A 21,781-nucleotide genomic window follows, 5' to 3' on the forward strand; every position below is an offset into this window, starting at 1 on the left:
GGCCGCCGTGGCACCCCGCATGGATCTCGTCCGCCGCAGAGGCCCACATGGATGCCCCGGCTCACACATCCCCGGGGATGCGTGAGCCGGGGCATCCGGGCTCACGCGCCGGTCAGTACTGGGTGGTGACGGTGACGCCGCTGAATGCGGTCTTGCCGTAGAGGGTGATGTAGCGGTAGCCGGCCGTGGTGTTGGTGACGGTCACGGTCTGGGTGGTGCCGCTGTTCGTGGAAGAGGCGGCGTAATCCGTGTTCGAGGCCCAGCGGTCCGGGCTGTAGTAGAGGTAGGCGGTCCCGGTGCCGCCGGTGGTGGAGACGGTCAGCGTGGTGGTGCCGGCCGGCATGTAGATGTACATCATGTCCGAGCTTCCGGCGTCGGCGGAGCGGCCGGTGCGGAAGCAGTTGTAGTCCAGCTTCCGGGCGTCGGGGTCGGTGCAGGCCGCCGGTGCGGCCGGCGCGGTGACGGTGACGGTCCGGGTCGTGGTGGCCGTCTTGCCGTTGCTGTCGGTGACGGTGAGGGTGACGGTGTAGGTACCGGCAGCGCGGTAGGACTTCGACGGGGAGGCCGCGGTACCGGTGGTGCCGTCGCCGAAGTTCCAGGCCCAGCCGGTGATGCTGCCCTTGCCGGCGGTCTCGGTGGAGCGGTCGGTCAGCTGGACGTTCAGGTCCCGCACCGCGACGTCGAAGGCCGCCTTCGGGGTGCCCGCGGTGAGGCAGGTGTCGGCGGCGCAGGTGTCGACCCACCTGGTGAAGTCGGCGTCGTAGGCGGTGCCGATGCCGTTGTAGTAGGCGTAGGCGCGGGCGTAGTCGCCGGTGCGGAAGTAGCCGAGCATGGTCTGGACGACGCCCGGGTAGCGCTCGATCATGTAGCGGGCGGCCAGGTAGCCCCAGTGGTAGGTGCGGACGACGTCGCTGTTCAGGTACGTGCTCTGGAGCAGGGTGCTGAGCGGGTAGGTGTGCTTGGGGGCCTGGGTCACGGCGTTGGCGTCGGTGACGCCGCGGTAGGTGTAGGAGACGTACTCGGCGACGCCCTCGATCCACCACAGGTCGGGCACGCTGGTCTGCTGGTAGAAGTCGCCCTTCATGTCGTAGCGGGCGTCCAGGACGTGGGCGTACTCGTGGTTGAGGTTCCAGATCCGGGCGGTGAATCCGTTCTCGTTCGGATGCCGGTACATGAGGGAGACCGGCTGGTTGGCGGGGTCGGTCGGGGTCCCGGTGAGGGTGACCCCGCCGTTGTTGGTGTTCGCCTCGTACATCGCGCCGGCGTAGGTCTGGTAATCGGCCTGGCTCGCGAAGACCACGAGCTGCACGGACGACTCGTACTGGCCGGGGATGGGGCCGTTGTCGCGGACGAGGTTGTGGAAGTACGCGTCCTCGCCCTTGAGATCGGCGCAGACGGCGGCGAGTTCGGCCGCGGTGAGGTCCTGGGCGAGGACGGTGAGGGTGGCGTTGCAGGTCTGCCTGATCGGCAGCACGGCCTTGGTCAGCCGCTGCTTCAGGTCGCAGACACCGTAGTAGGAGCACTGGTCCTTGTCGAAGAAGGCGGCCGCGTTGGCGGTGCCGACCCATAGCGGGGCGGTGGGGCCGGTCATCGACGAGCTGTCGAGCAGGGCCTTGGCCAGCGGGCGGATCCTGGCCTGGAACGCCGGGTACTTGACGAACCGGGTCAGCTCGATGCCGGCGTTGGAGACCAGGAAGCCGGGGTAGGTTCCGAGCAGGTCGTGGTGGGTGCGGGTGAACGCGTCGAGGGTGTCGATGATGCCCGGGTCCGCGGTCACCGCGTCGACGAAGGACTTGTTCTCGTGCCCCCGGTCCAGCGCGGCGAGGGCGCTGTTGACGTACGTGAGCAGGTTCTTCGAGCTGTCGTACGCGCTGGTGTAGCCGTTCAGCACCTGCCGGTAGGTGTTCAGGTAGCGGCCCTGCTGCCCGGCGCTGTCGGTGAGGATGATGACGTCGTTGGCGACCTGGCCGTTCGCGTCGGTGACGTCCGCGGCGTGCGGGCCGGCCAGGAAGGCGTCGATGCCGCGCGTCACGGCGGCGGTCAGCGTCGCGTCGTACGGGCCGACGTGCGCGAGGTCCCTGTCCTGCACGTAGTAGCCCGCGCGCAGGTACAGGACGACCTGCCAGGTGGCGGCGGAGTTGTCGCCGGGGTAGGAGGCGGCGGCGCTCTGGAAGGCGTCGGCCATCGTCGCCATCTGGCTCTGGCGGAACAGCGCCGAGGCGTACGGGCTGCCGCCGAGCAGGAACAGCGAGCCGATGCACTGGGGGGTCGAGGCCTTGACGTAGGACACCAGAGCGGCCCCGGTCCTGCCGGCGAAGTCGGCCGGGGTGCACGACTGGGCGGTGACCGGCCCCGCCGCGAGCGCGCGCGGTGCGGCCTTGGCCAGGCCCTTGTCCGGGCCCGTCTCCACCGGCGCCGTGACGGACAGCGGGTTGACCAGCGGCAGCTGCGCGGCCGTGAGCCGGCCGGACTGCGGCGCGCCCGGGCTCTCGGGATCGGCGAACGGACTGCCGGGAACCTCCGACGAGCTGCCGGAAGGCTGCTGCGGGCCGGCAGCGACCGGTGCGGGGGTGACCGGCATGGGGGCGGCCTGGCTCGGTCCGACGGATATGCCGAGCAGGACGGTGCCTGCCGCGGTAGCCGCGGCCAGCAGCCTGGACATGCGTGAGAGCTGACGCATCGTCTATTCCTTTGTGGGGGAAGCGCGAACGGAGCGCCCCGGACGTCGGGACGTGGGAGGCATCCGAAGCGCGTGACGCACCGTCTCACAAGACCGGCGGGGCGATCAATAGGGTGTGACATGTCACCTGTCTCGGTTCACCTCTACCGAGAGCGGCGGCCCCTGGCCCACCAGGGGATCCGAACCGCCCGGCCCGAAGCCGAGAGTTGGTCGACCTGACCGTCCCGGAAATCCGCCGCTTGATTGGCGCGCTCCCGCCGACGAGTAGGACGTTGGCCCTGCCGGGCTTCGATTCGGAGCGCCGACCGATGTGGCCTCATCACGTAGACAGCTGTGCCGGCCGGCGACGTGTACCGCACGGTTCGGTCGACACGGTCGTATTCGCCGTCGATGCCGACCCCGACTCTTCACTGCCGCCTTCAGTGACGGTGGGTAACCGGGGACGGTGGGTTCTGCGATACCGCCGGTCGGGTGATCCCCCGAGGTCAGGGCGGTGGACGCGATACGAGATCATGTCGCGACCGGTTGCATGGTCGCCCACCAGGGTTTCGCACGGTACAGCAGAGACGAGGCAAGGACATGAAGGTCGCGTTCGGGTGGAAGCTGCACGGGGACGGCCGCGCCCCGCAGCCCGGGGCGGTGGTGAAGCCGGACGAGCGGCTGTCGTGGGGGCGCACGATCGGGCTCGGCGCGCAGCACGTGGTGGCGATGTTCGGTGCCACCTTCGTGGCCCCGGTGCTGATGGGGCTGGACCCGAACCTCGCGGTGATGGTCTCCGGTGTCGCGACGATCTTCTTCCTGCTGGTGACGAGCGGCCGGATCCCGTCGTACCTGGGTTCCAGTCTGTCGTTCGTGGGTGTGGCGGCCGTGATCAAGGCGCAGGGCGGGGACGCGGCGACGCTGACCGGTTCGCTGCTGGTGGTCGGTGCGGTGCTGGCGGCGTGCGGTGCGGTGGTGCAGGGCTTCGGTGCGAAGGTGATCCACGCGGTGCTGCCGCCGATCGTGACCGGTGCGGTGGTCATGCTGATCGGTTTCAACCTGGCACCGGTCGCGGCGGGCGTGTACTGGCCGCAGGACCAGTGGGTGGCGCTGCTGACGATGTTCTTCACGGGGCTGGCCCTGGTGGTGCTGCGCGGGTTCTGGTCGCGGATCGCGATCTTCCTGGGTCTGGTGTTCGGCTACGTGGTGTCCTGGCTGTTCGACCGGATCTTCGGCCAGATCCACTCCTCGGTGGGCGGCGGCCCGGCCGTCGACCACTGGCGCCTCGACTTCTCGGGCGTCGGCAAGGCGGACTGGATCGGCCTGCCCTCGCTGCACGCCCCGAGCTTCTCGCTGTCCGCGATCCTGGTGGCGCTGCCCGTGGTGGTCGCGCTGATCGCCGAGAACGCCGGCCACGTGAAGGCGGTCTCCGAGATGACCGGTGAGCCGCTGGACGACAAGATGGGCACCGCGATCATGGCCGACGGCGCGGCCACCATGATGTCCACCGCGGTCGGCGGCCCGGCGACCACCACGTACGCGGAGAACATCGGCGTGATGGCGGCGACTCGGGTGTACTCGACGGCGGCGTACTGGTGCGCGGCCGGTTTCGCGATCCTGTTCGGCCTGTGCCCGAAGTTCGGCGCGGTGATCGCCGCCATCCCGGGCGGTGTGCTCGGCGGTATCACGGTGGTGCTGTACGGCATGATCGGCCTGCTCGGCGCGCAGATCTGGATCCACAACAAGGTGGACCTGACCAACCCGCTGAACCTGGTCCCGATCGCGGCGGGCGTGATCGTCGGCATCGGCAACGTCAACCTGAAGATCACCGAAAACTTCGAGCTCGGCGGCATCGCCCTGGGCACCCTGATCGTCCTGACCGGCTACCACGCCCTGCGGGCGATGGCCCCGGCACACCTCAAGCACCCGAGCCCGGCCAACGGCCCACTGCTCGACGAGGGCACCAGCACCTACGACGACAGCAACCGCTCGGACAGCTGAGCTTCCGACTGCCTGTGCCGCCAACCCCGTCGAACGCACCCCTGCGGTCGGCGGGGTTCGCCGTTCCGTCAGCCGGCCGCGTCCCGGGCCAGCAGCGCCGCCTGGACGCGGTTGGTGACGGTGAGCGCGGTGAGGATCCGGCTGACGTGCGCCTTGACGGTGCTCTCCCGCATCGCGAGGCGCTCGGCGATGTCGGCGTTGGCTAGGCCCTCGGCGAGCAGCGCCAGCACGTCGCGTTCGCGCGGGGTGAGCCGCTCCAGGCGGGCCCGGGCGGCGGTCGCGGCGGTGCGGCCGCTCGCGTGGTAGCGGTCGATGACGCGGCGCGCGGCGGCGGGGTGCAGCATCGCGGAGCCGGCCGCGACCAGGTGGACGGCGCGCAGGATCTCGGCGGGGTCGGTGTCCTTCAGCAGGAACCCGTCGGCGCCGGCGGCCAGCGCGTCGTAGACGTACCGGTCGAGGTCGAAGGTGGTCAGCACGATCACCTTCGGCGGCGACGGCAGGGCGCGCAGCCGGGCGGTGGCGGTGATGCCGTCCATCCGGGGCATCCGGATGTCGACCAGGGCGACGTCGATGCGGAAAGCGCTTGCCCGTTCGATCGCCTGGAGGCCGTCGGCGGCCTGCGCGGCCACCTCGATGCCGGGGTCGCCGTCGAGCAGGTCGGTGAGGCCGAGGCGGACCAGTGCGTCGTCGTCGACGACCAGGGTGCGAATCATCGAAGCCGCCCTTCGAGCGGTGGAACGGAAAGCATGTGCCGACGCGAGCACCCCACACCCGGGCGGGCGGCCGAAGTGCGGCTCACGCGGAGCCGTCCTTCGCCGCGGGGTGCGGGAGGCGGGCGGACAGCCGCCAGGAGCCGGTGCCGGCCGGGCCGGCGTCGAGCCGGCCGCCGAGTGCGGTGACGCGTTCGCGCAGGCCGACCAGGCCGTAGCCGGAGTCGACGGCGGTGGACGCGGCGGTGCCCGCGCCGTTGGTGACCTCGACCAGGGTGGCGGGCGGCCGGTAGTCGACCCGGACCTCGACCTGCGCCCCGTCGGCGTGCTTGCGGGCGTTGGTGAGCGCCTCCTGGACGATCCGGTAGGCGGCCAGCCGGTGCGTGGTCGGCGCGTCCGGGCCCCGGCCGGTGACGGTCAGCGCGACCTGCTGCCCGGCGGCGCGGGCGTCCTCGACCAGCGCGGCAACCTCGCGGACGGCGGGCGCGTCGGCCGCCACCGCTTGCGGGTCGTGGAGCGCGCCGAGCACCTCGCGCAGGTCGGTGAGCGCCTCGACGGAGGTGGTGCGGAGGATGGCCAGCCGGTCGGCGACCGGGCCGGGCAGCTGGGCCCCGCGGGTGGCGAGGACGCCGGTGTGCAGAGCGATCAGGCTGAGCCGGTGGGCGAGGACGTCGTGCATCTCGGCGGCGATCCGGGACCGTTCGGCGGCACGTGCCGCGTCCTCCCGCAGCCGGGTCTCCACCCGCAACTGTTCGACCTGCCCGCCCAGGGTCTGCACCAGGCGGCGCCGGTTGCCCTGCCACAGGCCGAGCACCAGGCCGAACAGCAGCACCGTCAGCGTGGACATCCACCGCTGCCCGACCCACACCGAGGCGGCCCGCGGGCCCGCCAGGTTGCCGGCCAGCGCGAGCGCGGCGCAGAGCAGCGCGAGCCTGGTCCGCCGGGCCACCGCCAGGTCGAACATCACCGCGGCGAGCAGCAGATCGACCAGCCAGCCCCACCATGCGGTGAGCACCACGGTCGCCACCGGCGCTACTTTCAACCGCAGTTGAGGAATCGTCAGACACGCGGCGCAGCACGCCGCGGCCAGGGTGAGCTTCAACCGCTCGCTCTCGTAGCCGAGTTTGGCGCTGTTCTGGTTGATCGCCACCACCAGGAAGGTCAGCACCGCCGCCCGTCCGGCGATCGCCCACAGTGGGCTCTTCCACCACGTCACGGCGTCCATGCTAGGCAGTCTTCCCGGCCGGTGGGATCGCCGAACGGCCGTACCCACCACCGACTTTCGTCGGTACCGACGGCCGCCTGACGGCGGATCGCCGAAGCGCTTCGCGTTCCTAGCGTCGAAGGCATGACCGATCAGAGCACTCCGCCGCCGCGGCCCCGGGCCGACGGTCTGGCGTTCCTCCGCGAAGCCGTCCGCGACCTGCGCACCACCGGCGCGGTCGCCCCCAGCAGCCGGGCCCTCGCCCGGGCGCTGACCGCCCCGGTGCGGGTCCGCGCCCCGCACCCGATCGACGTCCTGGAGGCCGGCGCGGGCACCGGCGCCGTCACCCGCGTCCTGCTGCCCCAACTCCCGCGCGGCAGCCGCCTGGACGTGGTCGAGGCCAATCCGCGCTTCGCCGCCCGGCTGCGCGACCTGGTGCCCGCGCAGGCCGCCACCCGGGTGACGGTGCACCAGGCGTACGTGGAGGAGCTGGCCACCGACCGGCGCTACGACGTGATCGTCTCCGGTCTGCCGCTGACCAACTTCACGCCCGCGCAGGTCGATCGCATCATGGCCCGCTATCTCGAACTTCTGCACCCCGGTGGGACGTTGACCTGGTTCGCCTACCTCGGCACCCGTCGCGCCCGGGCACTGTTCGCCACCCGCGCCGAGCTCCACCGGCACGCCGTGGTGGAGCGCACCGTGGCCGCCCACCTGCGGGCCGGCGCGACCGGCAGCCGCACCGTGCTGGCGAACCTGCCCCCGGCCCGGGTCTGGCAGCTGCACCTGCCCGGGTTGCCCGAACACCCGTCCGGCGCGACCTCTTGACCGCGCCCGCCACGCCGCTATCGTCTCCCTCGGCGCATCCGGTCTAGACCTATGACCGCTCTCCCGGCCCCGCCCCGATCGGTCGCCGGGAGGCGCGCGCCCTGACCCCACATCAGGAGGCAAAGAGAGATGAAGGCAAACAGAAAGGTGACGGCCGCTATCGGCGCGCTGGTCGCCCCGCTGCTCGGGCTGACCATGTCGGCCGGCACCGCCAGCGCCCACGGCTGGGTCACCGACCCGGCCAGCCGCCAGGCGCAGTGCGCCAACGAGGTCGTGGTCTGCGGGCAGATCAAGTACGAACCGCAGAGCGTCGAGGGCCCGAAGGGCCTGTTCAGCTGCTCCGGCGGCCACTCCGAGTACGCGGAGCTGGACGACGACTCCAAGGGCTGGCAGGTCGCCAACGTGTCCTCCACCCAGACCTTCAGCTGGCACCTGACGGCCCGTCACGCCACTGCGAACTGGCAGTACTTCATCGGAAACCGGTTGATCGCCCAGTTCTCCGGCAACAACGCCCAGCCCCCGGCGGACGTCAGCCACCAGGTGAACTTCGGCAGCTACACCGGCCGGCAGAAGGTCCTCGCGGTGTGGAACGTCTCCGACACCGCGAACGCGTTCTACTCCTGCATCGACGTCAACATCGGCGGCACCGGCGGCGGCAACCCCGGTGGCGGCAACGGCAGTTGCACGGCCACGGCGTGGGACCCGGCCCGGGTCTACAACGGCGGCGACAGCGCCTCGTACGGCAACCACAACTGGCGCGCCAAGTGGTGGACCCAGGGCGAACAGCCCGGCAGCACCGGCCAGTGGGGCGTCTGGGAGGACCTCGGGGCCTGCAAGTAGCAGCCGCCCCTGAATCGGAACGGCCGCCCGGCGACCCCCTGTGGGGGAGGGTCTCCGGGCGGCCGAACGAATGACGGTCAGTCGATCCCGCCCAGCGCGTCCCGCAGTTGGGCCCGCGCCCGGATGCCGAGCTTGGCGAACACCTTCCGCAGGTGGTAGCCGACGGTGCGCGGCGACAGGTACAGCCGGGCGGCGATGTCCCGGTTGGTCAGCCCCCGGGCGGCGAGTTCGGCGATCCGCTGTTCCTGCGGGGTGAGCGGATCCTGCGACGCGCCGGCGTCGGCGGTCGACACGTCCGCGCCGGCCGCCCGCAGTTCGGCGGCGGCCCGGTCGCGCCACGGCCCGGCGTCCAGGCGCCGGAAGGTCTCGAGCGCCGCGCCGAGCAGCGGTCGGGCCTCGGCGGACCGGCGTCGGCGCCGCAGCCACTCCGCGTGGTCCAGCTGGGCCAGTGCCCGCTCGAACGGCCAGTTGTCCCCGGCCGGATCCGCCAGCGCCGCCCGGAAGTGCCGTTCCGCGTCCTCGCCCTCGGCCAGCAGCGCCGCCGCCCGCTCGGCGATCGCGTGCAGTCGCGGCGAGCGGTCCTCGCCGAGGTCGGGCTGGACGGACTCCAGCACCGCCCGGGCGTCCGCGGCCTCGTCGGCGTGCACGGCGGCCGCCGCCAGATCGCCCAGGTAGTACAGCGAGGCGTGGTAGTGCACCGGCCGGGGCCGGATGTCCCTGGTGAACACGGCCCGGATCTGCCGGTACGCCTCGGCGTGGTCACCGGCGGCGGTGGCGGCGATCGACAGCGCCACCCGATGGCGCACCTGGAGGGCCAGCGAGCGGCGCAGGTCGAGGCCGCGCACCGCCGCCTCGGCCCGTTCCCGGGCCGCCGGGTCGCCCTGCCGGGCGTCCAGGGTGGCCTGCAGGATCCGGGTGCCGGTGGCGGACAGGTCGGCGCCCGCCTCGGCGGCCATCCACAGGGTGTCCTCGGTGCTGTTGCGCGCGGCCGTCCAGGCCCCCGACTCGTACTGGGCGAGCGCGAGTGCCTGCGAGACGGTGGCGTTGGTGCCGGCCGTACCCGCCCGGCGGAGCTGGTCCAGGGCGCGGCCCAGCAGCTCCATGGCGGGCTCCGTCTCGTCCAGGCACCAGGCGGTGCCGCCGAGGACGACGAGGTGGCCCAGGTCGTCCTCCCGCATCGTTGCGCGGGCCGCCACGAACAGCTCCAGCGCGCGGGCCCGGTCGGCGGTCGCTGCGGCGAGCCAGGCGCGGCCGACCGCGTCCGGCACGTCCGTCAACGGCTCGGCCAGCCGCCGCAGTTCGGACCGGTAGAAGGGGTCTCCGGAGGCGTACGCGGAGGTCGCGGCCACGCTGAGCGCGTTGAACGCGAGCCCGGGCAGAGTCGCCGAGTGCTGCTCGGCGACCGCCAACAGGGCATCCAGGGCCGCATCATGACGGAGCGTCACGCCGAGCGCCCAGCCGGAGTGCACGCCCGCCTGGGCGCAGAGCTCCGGCCGGTCGGTGGTCGCGGGCACCCGGGCGGTCAACTCGCCCACCCACTGCGGATGCCCGCCGAACATCGCGGACTGGGCGGCCGCCAGCAGCCGCCGGCAGCGCAGCTCCGGGTCCGGTGTGAGGTCGGCGGCGCGTTCCAGGGCCGCCGCCGCGGCGGCGTGCCCGCCCCGGCTGCGGGCGCGTTCGGCGCTGGCGGCGAGGGCGTCGGCGACCTCGGCGTCCGGGCCGGTCGCGGCGGCGGCCAGGTGCCAGGCCTGCCGGTCCGGTTCGTGGCCGAGCGCGCCCGCCAGCGCCAGGTGGGCGGATCGGCGTTCGGTGAAGGACGCCGCCCCGTAGATCGCGGACCGGACCAGCGGGTGCCGCAGCCGCAGCAGACCGTCCTGGACGCGGACCAGCCCGGCGCGTTCGGCGGGCTCCAGCGCCGCCAGGCAGTCCAGGCCGCCGGCCGCGCCGACCACGTCGGACAGCTCGCCGGTGTCGGTGGCCGCGGTGAGCAGCAGGGCCCGGCGGGTGTCCGGCGGCAGGTCCGGGAGGTCCGCGGCGAACAGGTTCTCCAGCCGCTTGGTCAGCGGCAGCGTCCGGCTGCCGCCGGACTCGGCGCGGCCGTGGGCGAGGGCACGGCTGAGCTCCACCAGGGCCAGCGGGTTCCCGGCCGCCTCCTGAAGGATCCGGGACCGGGCCCGGCCGGACGGCGGAACGGGCTGGGCGTCCAGCAGGAGCCCGGCCGAGGCCCGGTCCAGCGGCCCGGCGGCCAGCTGCGGGAAGTCCCGGTCGAACCGCAGCGGAACGGTGTCCTCGCGGGCGGCGGCCAGCAGCGCGGCGGCCTCGCCGTCCAGCCGGCGGGCGACGAAGGCCAGCAGGTCCAGTGAACCGAGGTCCAGCCACTGGAGGTCGTCGACCACCAGCAGCAGCGGCTGCCGGACGGCGGCGTCACCGACCAGCGTCGCGACACCGACCCGCAGGTGCAGCGGATCGACCGGCTCCCCGGCCCGGGCCCCGATGCCGAACGCGCCGCGCACGGCCCGGCGCTGGATCTCCGGAAGCCGCCCGGCACCGGCCAGCAGCGGCCGCAGCAGCTGGTGCAGCGCGGCCAGGCCGATCCCGTGCTCGCTCTCGCTGCCGCGGGCCCGCAGCACCAGCGCACCCCGCGCGGCCGCCTGCTCGGCGGCCTGGTCGAGCAGCGACGTCTTCCCGGCGCCGGGTTCACCGGTCAGCACCAGCACGGACGGCCCCCGGCCCGCGCCGACCGCCGTCTCGACCAACTCGCCGATCCTGGCCCGCTCACCTTCGCGGCCGAGCAGTGGCTGCTCCGCCGGCAGCTGGGGTCGGACGGCCGCCGAAACCCCGGACGGCCTGCGCGGGCCCCTCAGGTCGGCGCCGGCAGGGGCGGTCGTCACGTCGCTGGCCTCGTCGTTCTTCGGATCCGTCTGGTCCCGGCCATCCTGCCACGCGGCGCCCCGGCCACCCGCCGGCAGCTGTGCGCGGACGGCACCGGACGCCCCGCAGTGCGCTGTGAGGCCAGTTCCGTGCACGGAGAGTGCGCGGAGAGGTCAGTTCCGCGCGCGAAGAGGTCAGTTCCGCGCGCGAAGAGGTCAGTTCCGCGCGCGGAGAGGATCAGGCGGGGCGGGTGTCGGCGCGGCCCTGCCACTGGCTGGGGGTCAGGCCGTAGACCTCGCGGAACACCCTGCTGAAGTGCGAGGCGCTGATGAATCCCCAGCGACCCGCGACGACCGCCACCGGCACCCGGCGGTTCGCCGGCCGGTCCAGGTCGCGGCGGCAGGCTTCCAGGCGGCGGTGGCGGATCCACTGGCCGACCGTCGTGCCGTCCTGCTGGAACAGCCGGTGGAGGTAGCGGACCGAGATGCAGAGGGCGCCCGCGACGGACTCCGGCGACAGCTCGGGGTCGCCCAGGTTCTGCTCGATGTGGGCCCGGATCCGGGCGAGCAGTTCGGCGGAGCCGCCCGCCCGGCCCGGGTCGTCCTGGTCCAGCAGGTCCGTGATCAGGAGTGCGAGCAGGTCGGCGGAGCTGCGGGCCAGCCGGATCCGGGCCAGCGGGGCGAGGCGGTCGGAGTGTTCGCCCAGCGCGGCGAGGAACTGCGAGGCCATCGCCCCGATCCCGGTGGAGCCCGGGGCGAGCAGGGTGCCGGCGGCTCGCACCTCGGCCGCGGAGATCCCCAGCACCTTGCACGGCACCCGGTACATCCGGCTCGCGCAGTCGGCCCCCCGCAGCAGGTTCGCCGGGTACCGACCGCCACTGATCACCAGATCGCCCGGTACGACGGGCAGTTCGGCGTGCGGGCGGCGCAGGACCGCCCGCCCGGCCAGGTGCAGCGTGACGTAGACGCACTGCTCGGCGGCGGCGCCCGCCGATGCGGGCAGCAGGTCGAGGATGCCGCCGCCGGAGCCCGCCTCCGGGGCAGGCCGCGGCGCCGGGACGAATGCCGAGAGAGCGCTGGGGGCGGACAGGAGTGCGTTGGTGCCCGAGTGGTGCATGGAAGGGTCCCATCGTGTCGTTCCAGAGGTCGGTACAGGCCCCGACCGGCTCTCCCGCCACGCGAAGGTTCGAATACGTCCGATCGGTGCGGGACCGGTGCTCCGAGGGTTCACACCCGGCAACGGTCCGAGCCTGGAAGGGGCGGCCGAGGAGCGCACCGGTCGGATTCCGTCCGGGCTGCGTCGCGCCCCCTCGTCCTGACAGCATTCCTATCCGCCCGGAACGGCGGCGGCCAACCGCCCGCCCACGCGGACCGGCGACTCACCGGCCACCCGCCAAGCCGCCGAAACCCGCCCTGACCTGCGGCGATGCCCTCCCACCCGGGGCCGGCCGATGGGCGGAGCAGGTCACGACGACTGGTCATTCGACCGATGCCCACCGAATGCCGCACGACTAGGTTCTTTCCGGCCGATCTTGTCGGATCAGCGCGTCTCCCCCAGTCGTTGCGGACTGGGGGTGGGATGTTCCGGCGGCACGCACCCGGCAAGATCGGCCGGACAAGCCCCGGGCCCCGCGCCGACGTCAACGCCCCGGCACCGGGGTCGGCCGCGTGTCAGCCCACCAGCTTCGCCCACAGGCCGGCCCACCAGCCGCGACGCTGCTCCGGCACCGCGCGCACGGGCTCGACCGGCGGAGCGTACCCGGCGGGCGGGGTGGGCGACGCGGGCACGGGGGTGGAGATCACCGGGGCGCTGGCCGTGGTGGTCGGGTCCTGCGGCTGCAGCGCGTTGCGCGGGGTGAAGCTCACCGGCAGCCCGGTCAGGTGCCGCGACATCCAGTTCCCGCGCCAGACCAACTCGTCCTCCTCGACCGCCAGTTGGAGGTCCGGCAGCCGGGTGAGCAGAATGTCGATACCGGTCTCGGCGATCGCCCGGCCGATCTCCTGGCCGGGGCACTCGTGCGGGCCGCTGCCGAACGCCAGGTGCGAACGGTTGCCGAACAGCGGCTTGTTCAGGTCTGGCCGCACCGCCGGGTCGGCGTTTCCGGCCGCGAGGCCGATCAGCAGCATGTCGCCGGCCTTGATGCGACGGCCCCCGAGCTCGGTGTCGCCGGTCGCCCAGCGACCCGGGACCAGCATGAACGGCGGTGCGTCCCACAGGACTTGGTCGAGCGCGTCCGGCAGGGTCATCTGCCCGCCGGACAGGTGGGCACGGAAACGGCCGTCGGTGAGCACCATCTTCAGCGTCTCGGAGATCAGGTTGATGGTGGTCTCGTTGGCCGCCAGCAGCACCGACCGCAGGTGCTGGAGCACCTCGTCCTCGCTCAGGCCGGACTCGTGCTCCATCAGCCGGGTGACCAGGTCCGATCCGGGGTCGGAGCGCTTGCGGTCCACGGTGCGGCGCAGCGACTCCACCACGTACTCGTTGGAGGCGACGGCGGTCTCGGTGCCCCGGACCAGGTCGCGGGCGGCCTCGACCAGCCGCGGGCCGTACTCCTCGGGCATGCCGACCAGTTGGGTCATCACCAGCATCGGCAGGTGCTCGGAGAACTGGGAGACCAGGTCGGCCCGGCCGGTGCCGCCGAACTCGGCGATCAGCTGGTCGGCGAAGCGGGTGACGTAACGCCGCATGCCGCGCCGGTCGAAGCCGTTCAGGCCGTCGGTGACGGCGGTGCGCAGCCGCCGGTGCTCCTCGCCGTCGACGAACGAGCAGGTCGGCTGCCAGGCGATCACCGGCAGCACCGGCGAGTCGGGGGCGACCCGGCCCTCCTGGAACTCGGTCCAGCGGCGGGAGTCGCGGGAGAACCGGGAGGGGGTGCGCATCGCGGTGAGGTTGGCGGAGTAGCCGAGCACCAGCCAGGCCGGCAGGTCGCCGTACAGCAGGACGGGCGCGACGTCGCCGTGCTCGGCGCGCAGCTTCTCGTACAGGCCGGCCGGGTCGGCCTCGGCCTCCGGCCCGAACAGCCGCCGCAGGTCGCTCCGTTGGAGCGGGGTGGCACCGTGGGCCGGGCAGCCGGGCGGGGGGACGGCGCCGTTGTACGTGCGCTCTTCGGGGATCACAGGAGGTCTCCGATCGGTACGGTGCAGGACGTCAACGGACGTGTGGGGCTTCAGCCGACGGGCCAGGCTTCCGCCGGCGGGCCGGGCTTCAGCCGACGGGCTGGGCCGCGAGGTCGTACAGGTAGCGCATCAGCGCCATCAGCACGTCGCGTCCCGACTCCCGGGCGCGGGCGTCGCACTCGACGATCGGCACGTGCGACGGCAGGTCGAGCGCGGCGCGCAGTTCGTCGAGCGGGTAGGCCGGGGACTCGGGGAAGGAGTTGACAGCGACGACGAACGGCACGCCGCGGTCCTCCAGCCGGCCCAGCACGTCGAAGCCGGCCTCCAGGCGGCGGGTGTCGACCAGCACGACCGCACCGAGCGCGCCTTCGAACAGGCCGTTCCAGAGGAACCAGAAGCGTTCCTGGCCGGGGGTCCCGAAGACGTACAGCACCAGCTCCTCGCTGATGGTGATCCGGCCGAAGTCCATCGCCACGGTGGTGGCGCGCTTGCGTTCCACCCCGGCCAGGTCGTCGATGCCGACGCCGGCCTCGGTCATGGTCTCCTCGGTGGTCAGCGGTCGGATCTCGCTGACCGAGCCGACCAGGGTGGTCTTGCCGACCCCGAAGCCGCCGACCACGACGACCTTGACGGCGGCGGCCACCGTGGCCGGGAGCAGGTCGGCCTCGCGCGGCCCGCGCACCGGCTCAGAGCCGCTGAAGTCCATGGATCACTGCCTCCAACAGGGAAAGGTCGGGAAGGTCGGCCGGCGGGATCGGGGCGCGCGCCTCGATCCGGCGTGCGCCGAACAGCTCGGTCAGCAGGTCGATGACCAGGCTGTTCGGCAGTCGCAGGTACGCGGAAATCTCGGCCACCGACAGCGGCGAGCCGCAGATGCCCAGGATCGCCGCGTGCTCGGGCGGCATGGCGGGCTCGGGCCGGGAACGGGCGAGGATCAGCGTGACCAGGTCGAAGTCCGTCGCGGCGGGCTGCCCGTCGCGTCCCCGGCCGATCACGAAGTACCGCTCGGGGCCGACCTGTTCCCAGTCCTGGTTGCTCATCGGGGACGCCGAGTCACGCGAGCTGTTCGCCGGTGCGGGCCGGTGTGGTGAGGTGCTCGCCGATCCGCGCGACCAGGTCGCGCATCCGCTGGCCGACCAGTCCCGCGTCCACGCCCTCGTCGGCGAGCACCGCGAGGAACGCCCGGGAGCCGGCCGCCATCAGGTAGAAGAAACCGCCGCCGACCTCGATCACCACCAGCCGCATCCGGCCGTCGCCGTGCGGGAATTCGCTGCCCACCGCGTGCGCCAGGCTCTGCAGTCCGGCGCAGGCCGCGGCCAGCCGGTCGGCGGTGTCCGGGTCGGTGCCGTGCTGGGCCAGCCGCAGGCCGTCGGCCGACAGGACGATGGCGTGCCGGGCGTGCGGGACGCTCTCCGCGAGGTCCCTGAGCATCCAGTCCATGTTGGTCCGTTGCTGAATCACTTCTCGCCTTTCCCTGCTGACTCTTCACTGGCGTGGTGGCCGTCCGCCGGGGCGCCGGGCGCGGTGCCGTTGACGCCTTCGGTGAACGCGGCCAGCCACAGGCCGGGCTGAACCGGCTCGGCGACGGGTGCGGGTACGGGTGCTGATGCCTGCGCGGAGGCGGATGCCTGGGCGGGAGCGGGTGCGGTGGCCCGCCGCGGCCTGGGGGCGCCGAGCCCGACCGTGCCGCGCAGCGGTGGGGCGTGGCGGCGGCGCTGCGGCAGGCCGTTGGCGGTCCGCTCGGTCACCACCGGGTAGTCGTCCTCGCCCGGGAACGGGGCCGGGGACGGGGACAGGGACAGGGACGGGGACGGCGCGGGCACCCGCGGCCGGGCTGCGGCAGAGCCTCCGGCGGCCGGGAAGGCCGAGGCGGCGGCGAATCCGCCGGACGGCGTGTGGGTCGGGACGGCCGGGGCGGGGACGGGGGCCGGGGCCGGCTCAGTGGCCGGCTCGGTGGCAAGCTCGCCGGCGGGCGGCGTCCACACCGGGTTGCCCGGGTGCATGTCCGTCCTGCGGTTCGCCGCCGGGTGGCCGCTGGCCATCCGGCCGATGCCGTGGGCCCGGGCGGGAGCGGGCGCGGTGGTGATGTACCGCTGCGGAACGATCAGCACGGCCCGCACGCCGCCGTACGCGGACGGGCGCAGCGACACCTGGAAGCCGTACATGCGGGACAGCCGGCCGACCACGGCGAGGCCGAGCCGCGGGGTCTCGCCGAGGTCGTTGAGGTCGATGCCGGACTGCGCCTCCTCCAGCATCCGTTCGGCCCTGGCCCGGCCCTCCTCGCCGAGGCTGAGGCCGCCGTCCTCGATCTCGATCGCGATGCCGGTCTGCACCTCGACGGCGGTGAGGTGGACGTCGGTCTGCGGCGGCGAGTAGCGGGTGGCGTTGTCGAGCAGTTCGGCCAGCGCGTGGATCAGCGGTTCGACGGCGGGGCCGACGATCGCGACCTCGGAGACCGGGTGCAGTGAGATCCGGCGGAAGTCGAGGATCCGGGACATGGCGCCGCGCAGCACGCTGTACAGCGGGACGGGCCGGCTCCACTGGCGGCCGGGTCGGGCACCCCCGAGCACGGCGATCGAGTCGGCGAGGCGGCCGATCAGCGCGTTGCCGTGGTCGAGCAGCAGCAGGTCGTTGAAGACGGCGGGCATGTCGCCGTGCCGCATCTCCATCTCGCGCAGGTCGACGGCCTGCCGGTGGACGATCGCCTGCACGCGGCGGGCGATGTTCACGAACGCGCGCTGGGTTGACTCGCGCATCGCCTCCTCGTTGTCGACGGCGTCGAGGACGGAGCGCACCACGGTGTGCCGGGCCTCGTGGAAGTCCTCGCCGACGTCGGCCAGGTGGCGCTGCTCGTAGGAGCGGAGCACGTCGGTGATGAACTCGCCGCGCTGGAGCCGGTTGATCGCCTCGGGCAGTTCCCGCTTGGCCAGGTCGATCATGCCGGCCTGCTGGCGGGCGAGCCGCCGGAGCACGTCCTCCTCCTGCCGCGCGCCGGCCGCGCGCGCCTCCTCCAACGCCCGGCCCCGGCGCACCGCTTCGAGCCCTGCCGCCGCCACGGCCGCGGCGCCCACCAGACCGCACAGCAGAATCCCCGAGATCGCCTGCCCCGGCCCGGCGGTCGCCGCGAGGGCCACCGTCACGCCGGTCACGACCGCGGGCAGCAGGCCGACGAGTACGGCTGCGGGCAGCCGGTTTCCTGGCGACGATCCGGGTCGAAGCATCGGTGTCCTCATACGGTCAAAGGGATGGAGACGCGGGTCCGGGCGGTGCGGCGGGGCCCGGGCGCGAAGCAGCATAGCCGGTGGCTCGAATCCGCCTGACGGTCAGTCAGAATGCCTTTGCACCAGCAGAGTTACCCCCTTCAGGAGGGGATTCCCGAACGCGCGGACGAACGGTTCGTGCGCCCCTCGCCGGGACTCTCAGACTTGTCGCACCACGCACCCCGCGACGGCCCCCGGCCCCGGATTCACCCGGACGAGCGGCGCGCGCGGCGATCCTTCAGCGCCGCGTCCCGGATGGTGCTACAGCCGCGTTCGGCCATGACCGGTTCGCCATCACCACGCCGAGTACTCACCTGCCGGTGGGCCACGCCTCACCGGCGGTTCACCCCGGCGGGTAGACAGCCGGGCGACGCCGACCGCTCTGGAGAACGCCATGCCCGCCGATCCCCATCTCCCTTCCACCGACCGCCAGTTGACCGATCGCCGCACCGTGCTGCGCACCGGCCTGGCCACCGGCGCCGCCGCCGCCCTGACGGGCACCACCGGCCAGGCGCACGCCGCCGCCTCGGACCAGGTGCTCACCCTGACCGGCCAACTACCCACCGGCGCACCGGACTTCGTCTACCTCCCGTTCGAAGTACCGCGCGGTGTACGGGAGATCGCGGTCTCCTACAGCTACGACCGGCCGGCCGTCCCGCCCGGCACACCCGGCAACTCGTGCGACATCGGCATCTTCGACGAACGCGGCACCGCCCTCGGCGGCGAAGGCTTCCGCGGGTGGTCGGGCGGCTTCCGCACCGAGTTCAGCCTGTCCCGCGAGACCGCCACCCCCGGCTACCTGCCCGGACCGATCAACCCCGGCACCTGGCACGTCGTCCTCGGCCCCTACCAGGTCGCCCCCGCCGGACTCGCCTACACCGTTCAGGTCACCCTCCGGTTCGGCCCGCCCGGCCCGGCCTTCGTCCCCGCCTACCCGCCGGAGCGGGCCCGCGGCCGCGGCCGCGCCTGGTACCGGGGCGACTGCCACCTGCACACGGTGCACTCCGACGGCCGCCGGCTGCCCGCCGAGGTCGCCGCCGGGGCACGCGCCGCCGGCCTCGACTTCATCGTCTCCACCGACCACAACACCTCGTCCTCGCACGGAAGTTGGGGCCCACTGGCCGGCCCCGACCTACTGATCGTCCCCGGTGAGGAGATCACCACCCGCAACGGCCACTGGCTGGCCCTCGGCCTGGCCCCCGGCCAGTTCGTCGACTGGCGCTACCGGGCCCGCGACGACCAATTCCCCCGCTTCGCCCGCCAGGTCCACCGCTCCGGCGGCCTCGTCGTCGCCGCCCACCCTTACTGCCCTTACGTCGCCTGCCAGTGGAAGTTCGGCTACCAGGACACCGACGCCGTCGAGGTGTGGAACGGCCCCTGGACGTACGACGACGAATCCGCCGTCGACACCTGGGACGCCAACCTCGCCACCGCCCTCCGCGAGGGCCGCAACTGGCTCCCCGCCCTCGGCAACAGCGACGCCCACAGCGCCCCCCAGCCCATCGGCACCCCCCACAACGTGGTCCTCGCCGACGACCTCAACCGCACCGCCCTCCTCACCGCCCTCCGCGCCGGCCACACCTGGCTGGCCGAATCCGCCGCCGTCCAGCTCGAGTTCACCGCCACCGGCCACGGCCGCCGAGCCACCATCGGCGAACGGCTCACCGTCCCCGCCGACGCCCCCGTCGACGTCCGCCTCACCGTCACCGGCGTCCCGAACGGCACCGTCCGCCTCATCACCGACGAGGGCCAACTCCACCAGGAGCCCCTCCCCACCACCGGCACCGCCACCGTGACGTGGCGCACCACCGCCTCCCTCGCCACCTACGTCCGCGCCGAAGTCCGCCACCCCAAGCCGGACGGCACCCCGGGCAAGGGAAACTCCATGGGCCCCGACCTGCCGTGGGGTCCGATGGCGGCACTCACCAATCCGATTGTGCTGCACGCATCTTGACGATCCAACAGCTCGACGATCAGGGCGTGGCCCGGGCGCCTCGAAGAGGGCACCAGCAGCCACCTGCGATTGCCTCTCCCGGGAGCTTGTCAGTGGCGGTGGGCAGAGTGCCAGCCATGTTCGAGGGACTTGACGAGATCGACTGGTCGAAGATCGGCCACGCCTACGGCACTGCGGAGGAGGTACCGGCGCTGCTGCGCGGGCTCGCGTCCGCCGAGGAGGAGACGCGCGGGGACGCGCGCAGCAGGTTCTACAGCGCCGTGCACCACCAGGGCGACGTGTACCGATGCACGGCGGCGAGCCTGCCGTTCCTGTTCGAGCTGGCGCAGGATGCTGCCGCGCCGGACCGGGCGGCGGTGATCGAGCTGCTGGTCAGCATCGGCGGATCCGCGCTCGAGCGCCTCGAGTTCGAGCGCCGGTTCGCCCAGGACAGTGCGGACGCGGGCACCGAAGGCCAGGATGCCGAGGCCGATGACGCCTACCGGGACTACGTCGGGCACCCCGAGGCGGCGGCGCTGGTGCGGGAGCGGGCCGAGGCGTTCATCGGGTTCACCGCGGAGCCGGACCGGCTGGTGCGGCAGGCGGCGATCCCGGCACTCGGGCTGTTCGTCGACGACGCGGAGCGCGCCTTCGCGGTACTGCGCGAGCGGCTCGCGGCCGAGCCGGGCGCGGTGGAGCGGCTGCTGGTCCTCAGGACGACGGCCGTGCTGGCCCTGCGGCGGCCGGAGGTGTCGGAGTTCGCGACGGCCTGGTTCGGCGAGCTCCTGGACGACGCGGCGCTCGACCCGACCGTCCGGCTGGGCGCGCTGGTCGAACGTGCCCGTTGCGTGCCCGGGTTCGACGCCGACGAAGCGGTCCGGGCGGCGATCGGCCTGCTGCGCGAGCAGCCCGCCCCGGCCGACGACTGGTGGCACGCCCCGACGCCTGCCACCCCGCAGCCCGCGATCGAGCCCGGCAGCGCGCCGGCCCACGTCATCGCCGCGTTCGAGGAACTCGACCGGGACGGCAAGGTCCACTCGCCGGTCACCGGACTGCTGAGCAGCTTCCACGAGGTGCTGAACGGGCGGGTGGCCGAACGCACCGAGCTGCTGGCCCAGCAACTGCGCAGCGAGGACGCGGGCGCCCGGATGGACGCCCTGCGGATGGCGAAGGAGCTGATCCGGTCCTGGCGCGGCGACCACGGCCCGCTCATCGCGCTGATCGGTGACCACCTCGCCGACCCGCGACCGCAGGTCGTCGCGGAGGCCGCCGCCGCCCTCGCCGCGTGCGGCCCGCTCGCCGAATCCGCCCGCCCTGCCCTGGCCGCCTTCGTTGCCGAGCGGTGCGGCGGGCCGTGCGAGCAGTGCGGGCCCCGCAGGTGGGCCCATTCCCAGCGCGAGCTGCGCCGGGCCCACCAGGAAGCCGCCCTCGCACTGGCCCGTCTCGGCGACGAGCGGGCCCTGCCGAGCCTGCTGGTGGCCCTGGACGACGGGGTGGATGCCTGGCGGGCGATCCCTGCCGCGGGGCACCTGCCGGGCGCGGCAGGGGAGTTGGCGCCCCGACTGGTCGACCGGCTGCGCGGGTTCGACCTGCAGCAGGAGCAGACCGAACAGGAGGTGGCGGGGGTCCTGGCCGCGCTGGGACGCCTGGCGGACCCGGCGGGGCTGGGCGCGGTCGAGGAGGCGCTCGACCGGGCGGTACGGGACGAACAGTGGCCGATCGTCCGCTACGCGCTCCGGGCGCTGCGGCAGTTCGGGCCGGCGGCGGCACCCGCTCTGCCCGCGATCCGCGCCCTGGCCGGGCCCGCCGCTCCGGGGAACGCCGAGACGGCGCTCGCCGCGATCACCACGCTCTGGGCGGTCGGCGCCGACCCGGACGAGGTGCTGCCCCTGCTGCTGCCCGGGCTGGACGACGACGGCGGGCCGTTCCGGGCCATCGACATCGACGACGTCGCGGACCTCCTCGGCGCGATCGGCCCCGCGGCCGCCGCCGCACTGCCGCGCCTGCGGGAGCGAGCCACAGGCACGGACTGGCATGGCGTGCACTGCGCGGCCGCGCTCTGGGACATCGGCGGCGAGAGCGAGGCCCAGGCGGTGCTGAACGTCCTGCTCCCGGCCTGGGAGAACAACGCCTACACCGGCCGCGTTGTCGTGCCCTGCCTGGAACGGATGGGCCCCGCCGCCCGCCCGGCCGCCTCCGCACTTCAGGCCCAACTGGCGCTGCCCGGCCGGGGCGAAGGCCTGTTCACCACGATCGAGGAGGACGAGAACCTACAGCGCGCCTGCCGCGCCGCCCTCGCCCGCCTCGACCAGCCGGACGCCCAGCAGGACCCGACCGACCGGGCCTGACCGACCGGGCC

Annotated in this window: 15 protein-coding genes; 5 read left to right on the forward strand and 10 right to left on the reverse strand. The window is 73.4% G+C overall.

The genetic code is table 11. From position 1 onward, the window contains the following. Positions 1-112: 112 nt before the first annotated feature. Positions 113-2,680 (reverse strand): collagenase, encoded by a 2,568-nt coding sequence (locus ACGFWJ_RS25610; protein ID WP_392953642.1) that lies wholly within the window; start codon positions 2,678-2,680, stop codon positions 113-115. Between the two features lie 579 nt (positions 2,681-3,259). Between ACGFWJ_RS25610 and ACGFWJ_RS25615 the strand changes: the two genes are divergently transcribed. Next, the gene (locus tag ACGFWJ_RS25615) at positions 3,260-4,660 is read left to right on the forward strand and encodes a uracil-xanthine permease family protein (protein ID WP_392953645.1); all 1,401 of its coding nucleotides are present in this window, start codon (positions 3,260-3,262) and stop codon (positions 4,658-4,660) included. A 68-nt stretch (positions 4,661-4,728) separates the two neighbouring features. On the opposite strand, the gene ACGFWJ_RS25620 is transcribed toward ACGFWJ_RS25615, so the two are convergent. Beyond that, on the reverse strand, positions 4,729-5,373 hold the full coding sequence (locus ACGFWJ_RS25620) for a response regulator (RefSeq protein WP_392953648.1): 645 nt from the start codon (positions 5,371-5,373) through the stop codon (positions 4,729-4,731). An 82-nt stretch (positions 5,374-5,455) separates the two neighbouring features. Continuing rightward, entirely contained in the window at positions 5,456-6,595 is a 1,140-nt protein-coding gene (locus ACGFWJ_RS25625; RefSeq protein ID WP_392953651.1) for a sensor histidine kinase, read from the reverse strand. A gap of 123 nt (positions 6,596-6,718) precedes the next feature. Here ACGFWJ_RS25625 and ACGFWJ_RS25630 point away from each other — a divergent pair, with 123 nt between their 5' ends. Together ACGFWJ_RS25630 and ACGFWJ_RS25635 are read left to right on the forward strand one after the other, a co-directional pair. Next, positions 6,719-7,402, forward strand: a complete 684-nt coding sequence (locus ACGFWJ_RS25630) for a class I SAM-dependent methyltransferase (protein ID WP_387861750.1) — start codon at positions 6,719-6,721, stop codon at positions 7,400-7,402. Positions 7,403-7,531: 129 nt separating this feature from the next. Next, entirely contained in the window at positions 7,532-8,242 is a 711-nt protein-coding gene (locus ACGFWJ_RS25635) for a lytic polysaccharide monooxygenase (protein ID WP_392953653.1), read from the forward strand. A gap of 77 nt (positions 8,243-8,319) precedes the next feature. On the opposite strand, the gene ACGFWJ_RS25640 is transcribed toward ACGFWJ_RS25635, so the two are convergent. The 7 genes from ACGFWJ_RS25640 to ACGFWJ_RS25670 all read right to left on the reverse strand — a co-directional run bounded on the left by ACGFWJ_RS25640 (position 8,320) and on the right by ACGFWJ_RS25670 (position 17,450). After that, the gene (locus ACGFWJ_RS25640) at positions 8,320-11,133 is read right to left on the reverse strand and encodes an ATP-binding protein (RefSeq protein WP_392953655.1); all 2,814 of its coding nucleotides are present in this window, start codon (positions 11,131-11,133) and stop codon (positions 8,320-8,322) included. Between the two features lie 217 nt (positions 11,134-11,350). After that, positions 11,351-12,229 (reverse strand): helix-turn-helix domain-containing protein, encoded by an 879-nt coding sequence (locus ACGFWJ_RS25645; protein ID WP_392953658.1) that lies wholly within the window; start codon positions 12,227-12,229, stop codon positions 11,351-11,353. A gap of 554 nt (positions 12,230-12,783) precedes the next feature. Further along, entirely contained in the window at positions 12,784-14,229 is a 1,446-nt protein-coding gene (locus ACGFWJ_RS25650; RefSeq protein ID WP_392953661.1) for a cytochrome P450, read from the reverse strand. A gap of 88 nt (positions 14,230-14,317) precedes the next feature. Continuing rightward, positions 14,318-14,935: an ATP/GTP-binding protein gene (locus ACGFWJ_RS25655; protein WP_387642820.1), complete on the reverse strand. Its 618-nt coding sequence runs from the start codon at positions 14,933-14,935 to the stop codon at positions 14,318-14,320. Then, on the reverse strand, positions 14,916-15,269 hold the full coding sequence (locus tag ACGFWJ_RS25660) for a DUF742 domain-containing protein (protein ID WP_392953664.1): 354 nt from the start codon (positions 15,267-15,269) through the stop codon (positions 14,916-14,918). The genes ACGFWJ_RS25655 and ACGFWJ_RS25660 overlap by 20 nt, the downstream gene beginning before the upstream one ends. A 13-nt stretch (positions 15,270-15,282) precedes the next feature. Next, positions 15,283-15,690 carry a roadblock/LC7 domain-containing protein gene (locus tag ACGFWJ_RS25665; RefSeq protein ID WP_387642822.1) on the reverse strand — a complete coding sequence of 136 codons (408 nt, stop codon included), beginning with the start codon at positions 15,688-15,690 and terminating at the stop codon, positions 15,283-15,285. Next, positions 15,687-17,450 carry an ATP-binding protein gene (locus ACGFWJ_RS25670; protein ID WP_392953668.1) on the reverse strand — a complete coding sequence of 588 codons (1,764 nt, stop codon included), beginning with the start codon at positions 17,448-17,450 and terminating at the stop codon, positions 15,687-15,689. Before ACGFWJ_RS25670 ends, ACGFWJ_RS25665 begins: the two co-directional genes overlap by 4 nt. 433 nt (positions 17,451-17,883) lie before the next feature. On the opposite strand from ACGFWJ_RS25670, the gene ACGFWJ_RS25675 reads away from it, so the two are divergent. Beyond that, a complete protein-coding gene (locus ACGFWJ_RS25675) occupies positions 17,884-19,443 on the forward strand; it encodes a CehA/McbA family metallohydrolase (protein WP_392953671.1) in 1,560 nt (519 codons plus the stop codon). A 116-nt stretch (positions 19,444-19,559) separates the two neighbouring features. Continuing rightward, complete coding sequence (locus ACGFWJ_RS25680) at positions 19,560-21,770, forward strand: HEAT repeat domain-containing protein (protein WP_392953674.1); 2,211 nt, start codon at positions 19,560-19,562, stop codon at positions 21,768-21,770. Positions 21,771-21,781 lie beyond the last annotated feature (11 nt).

Origin of the sequence: Kitasatospora sp. NPDC048407, assembly GCF_043200475.1 — a bacterium.
Taxonomy (GTDB): Bacteria; Actinomycetota; Actinomycetes; order Streptomycetales; family Streptomycetaceae; genus Kitasatospora.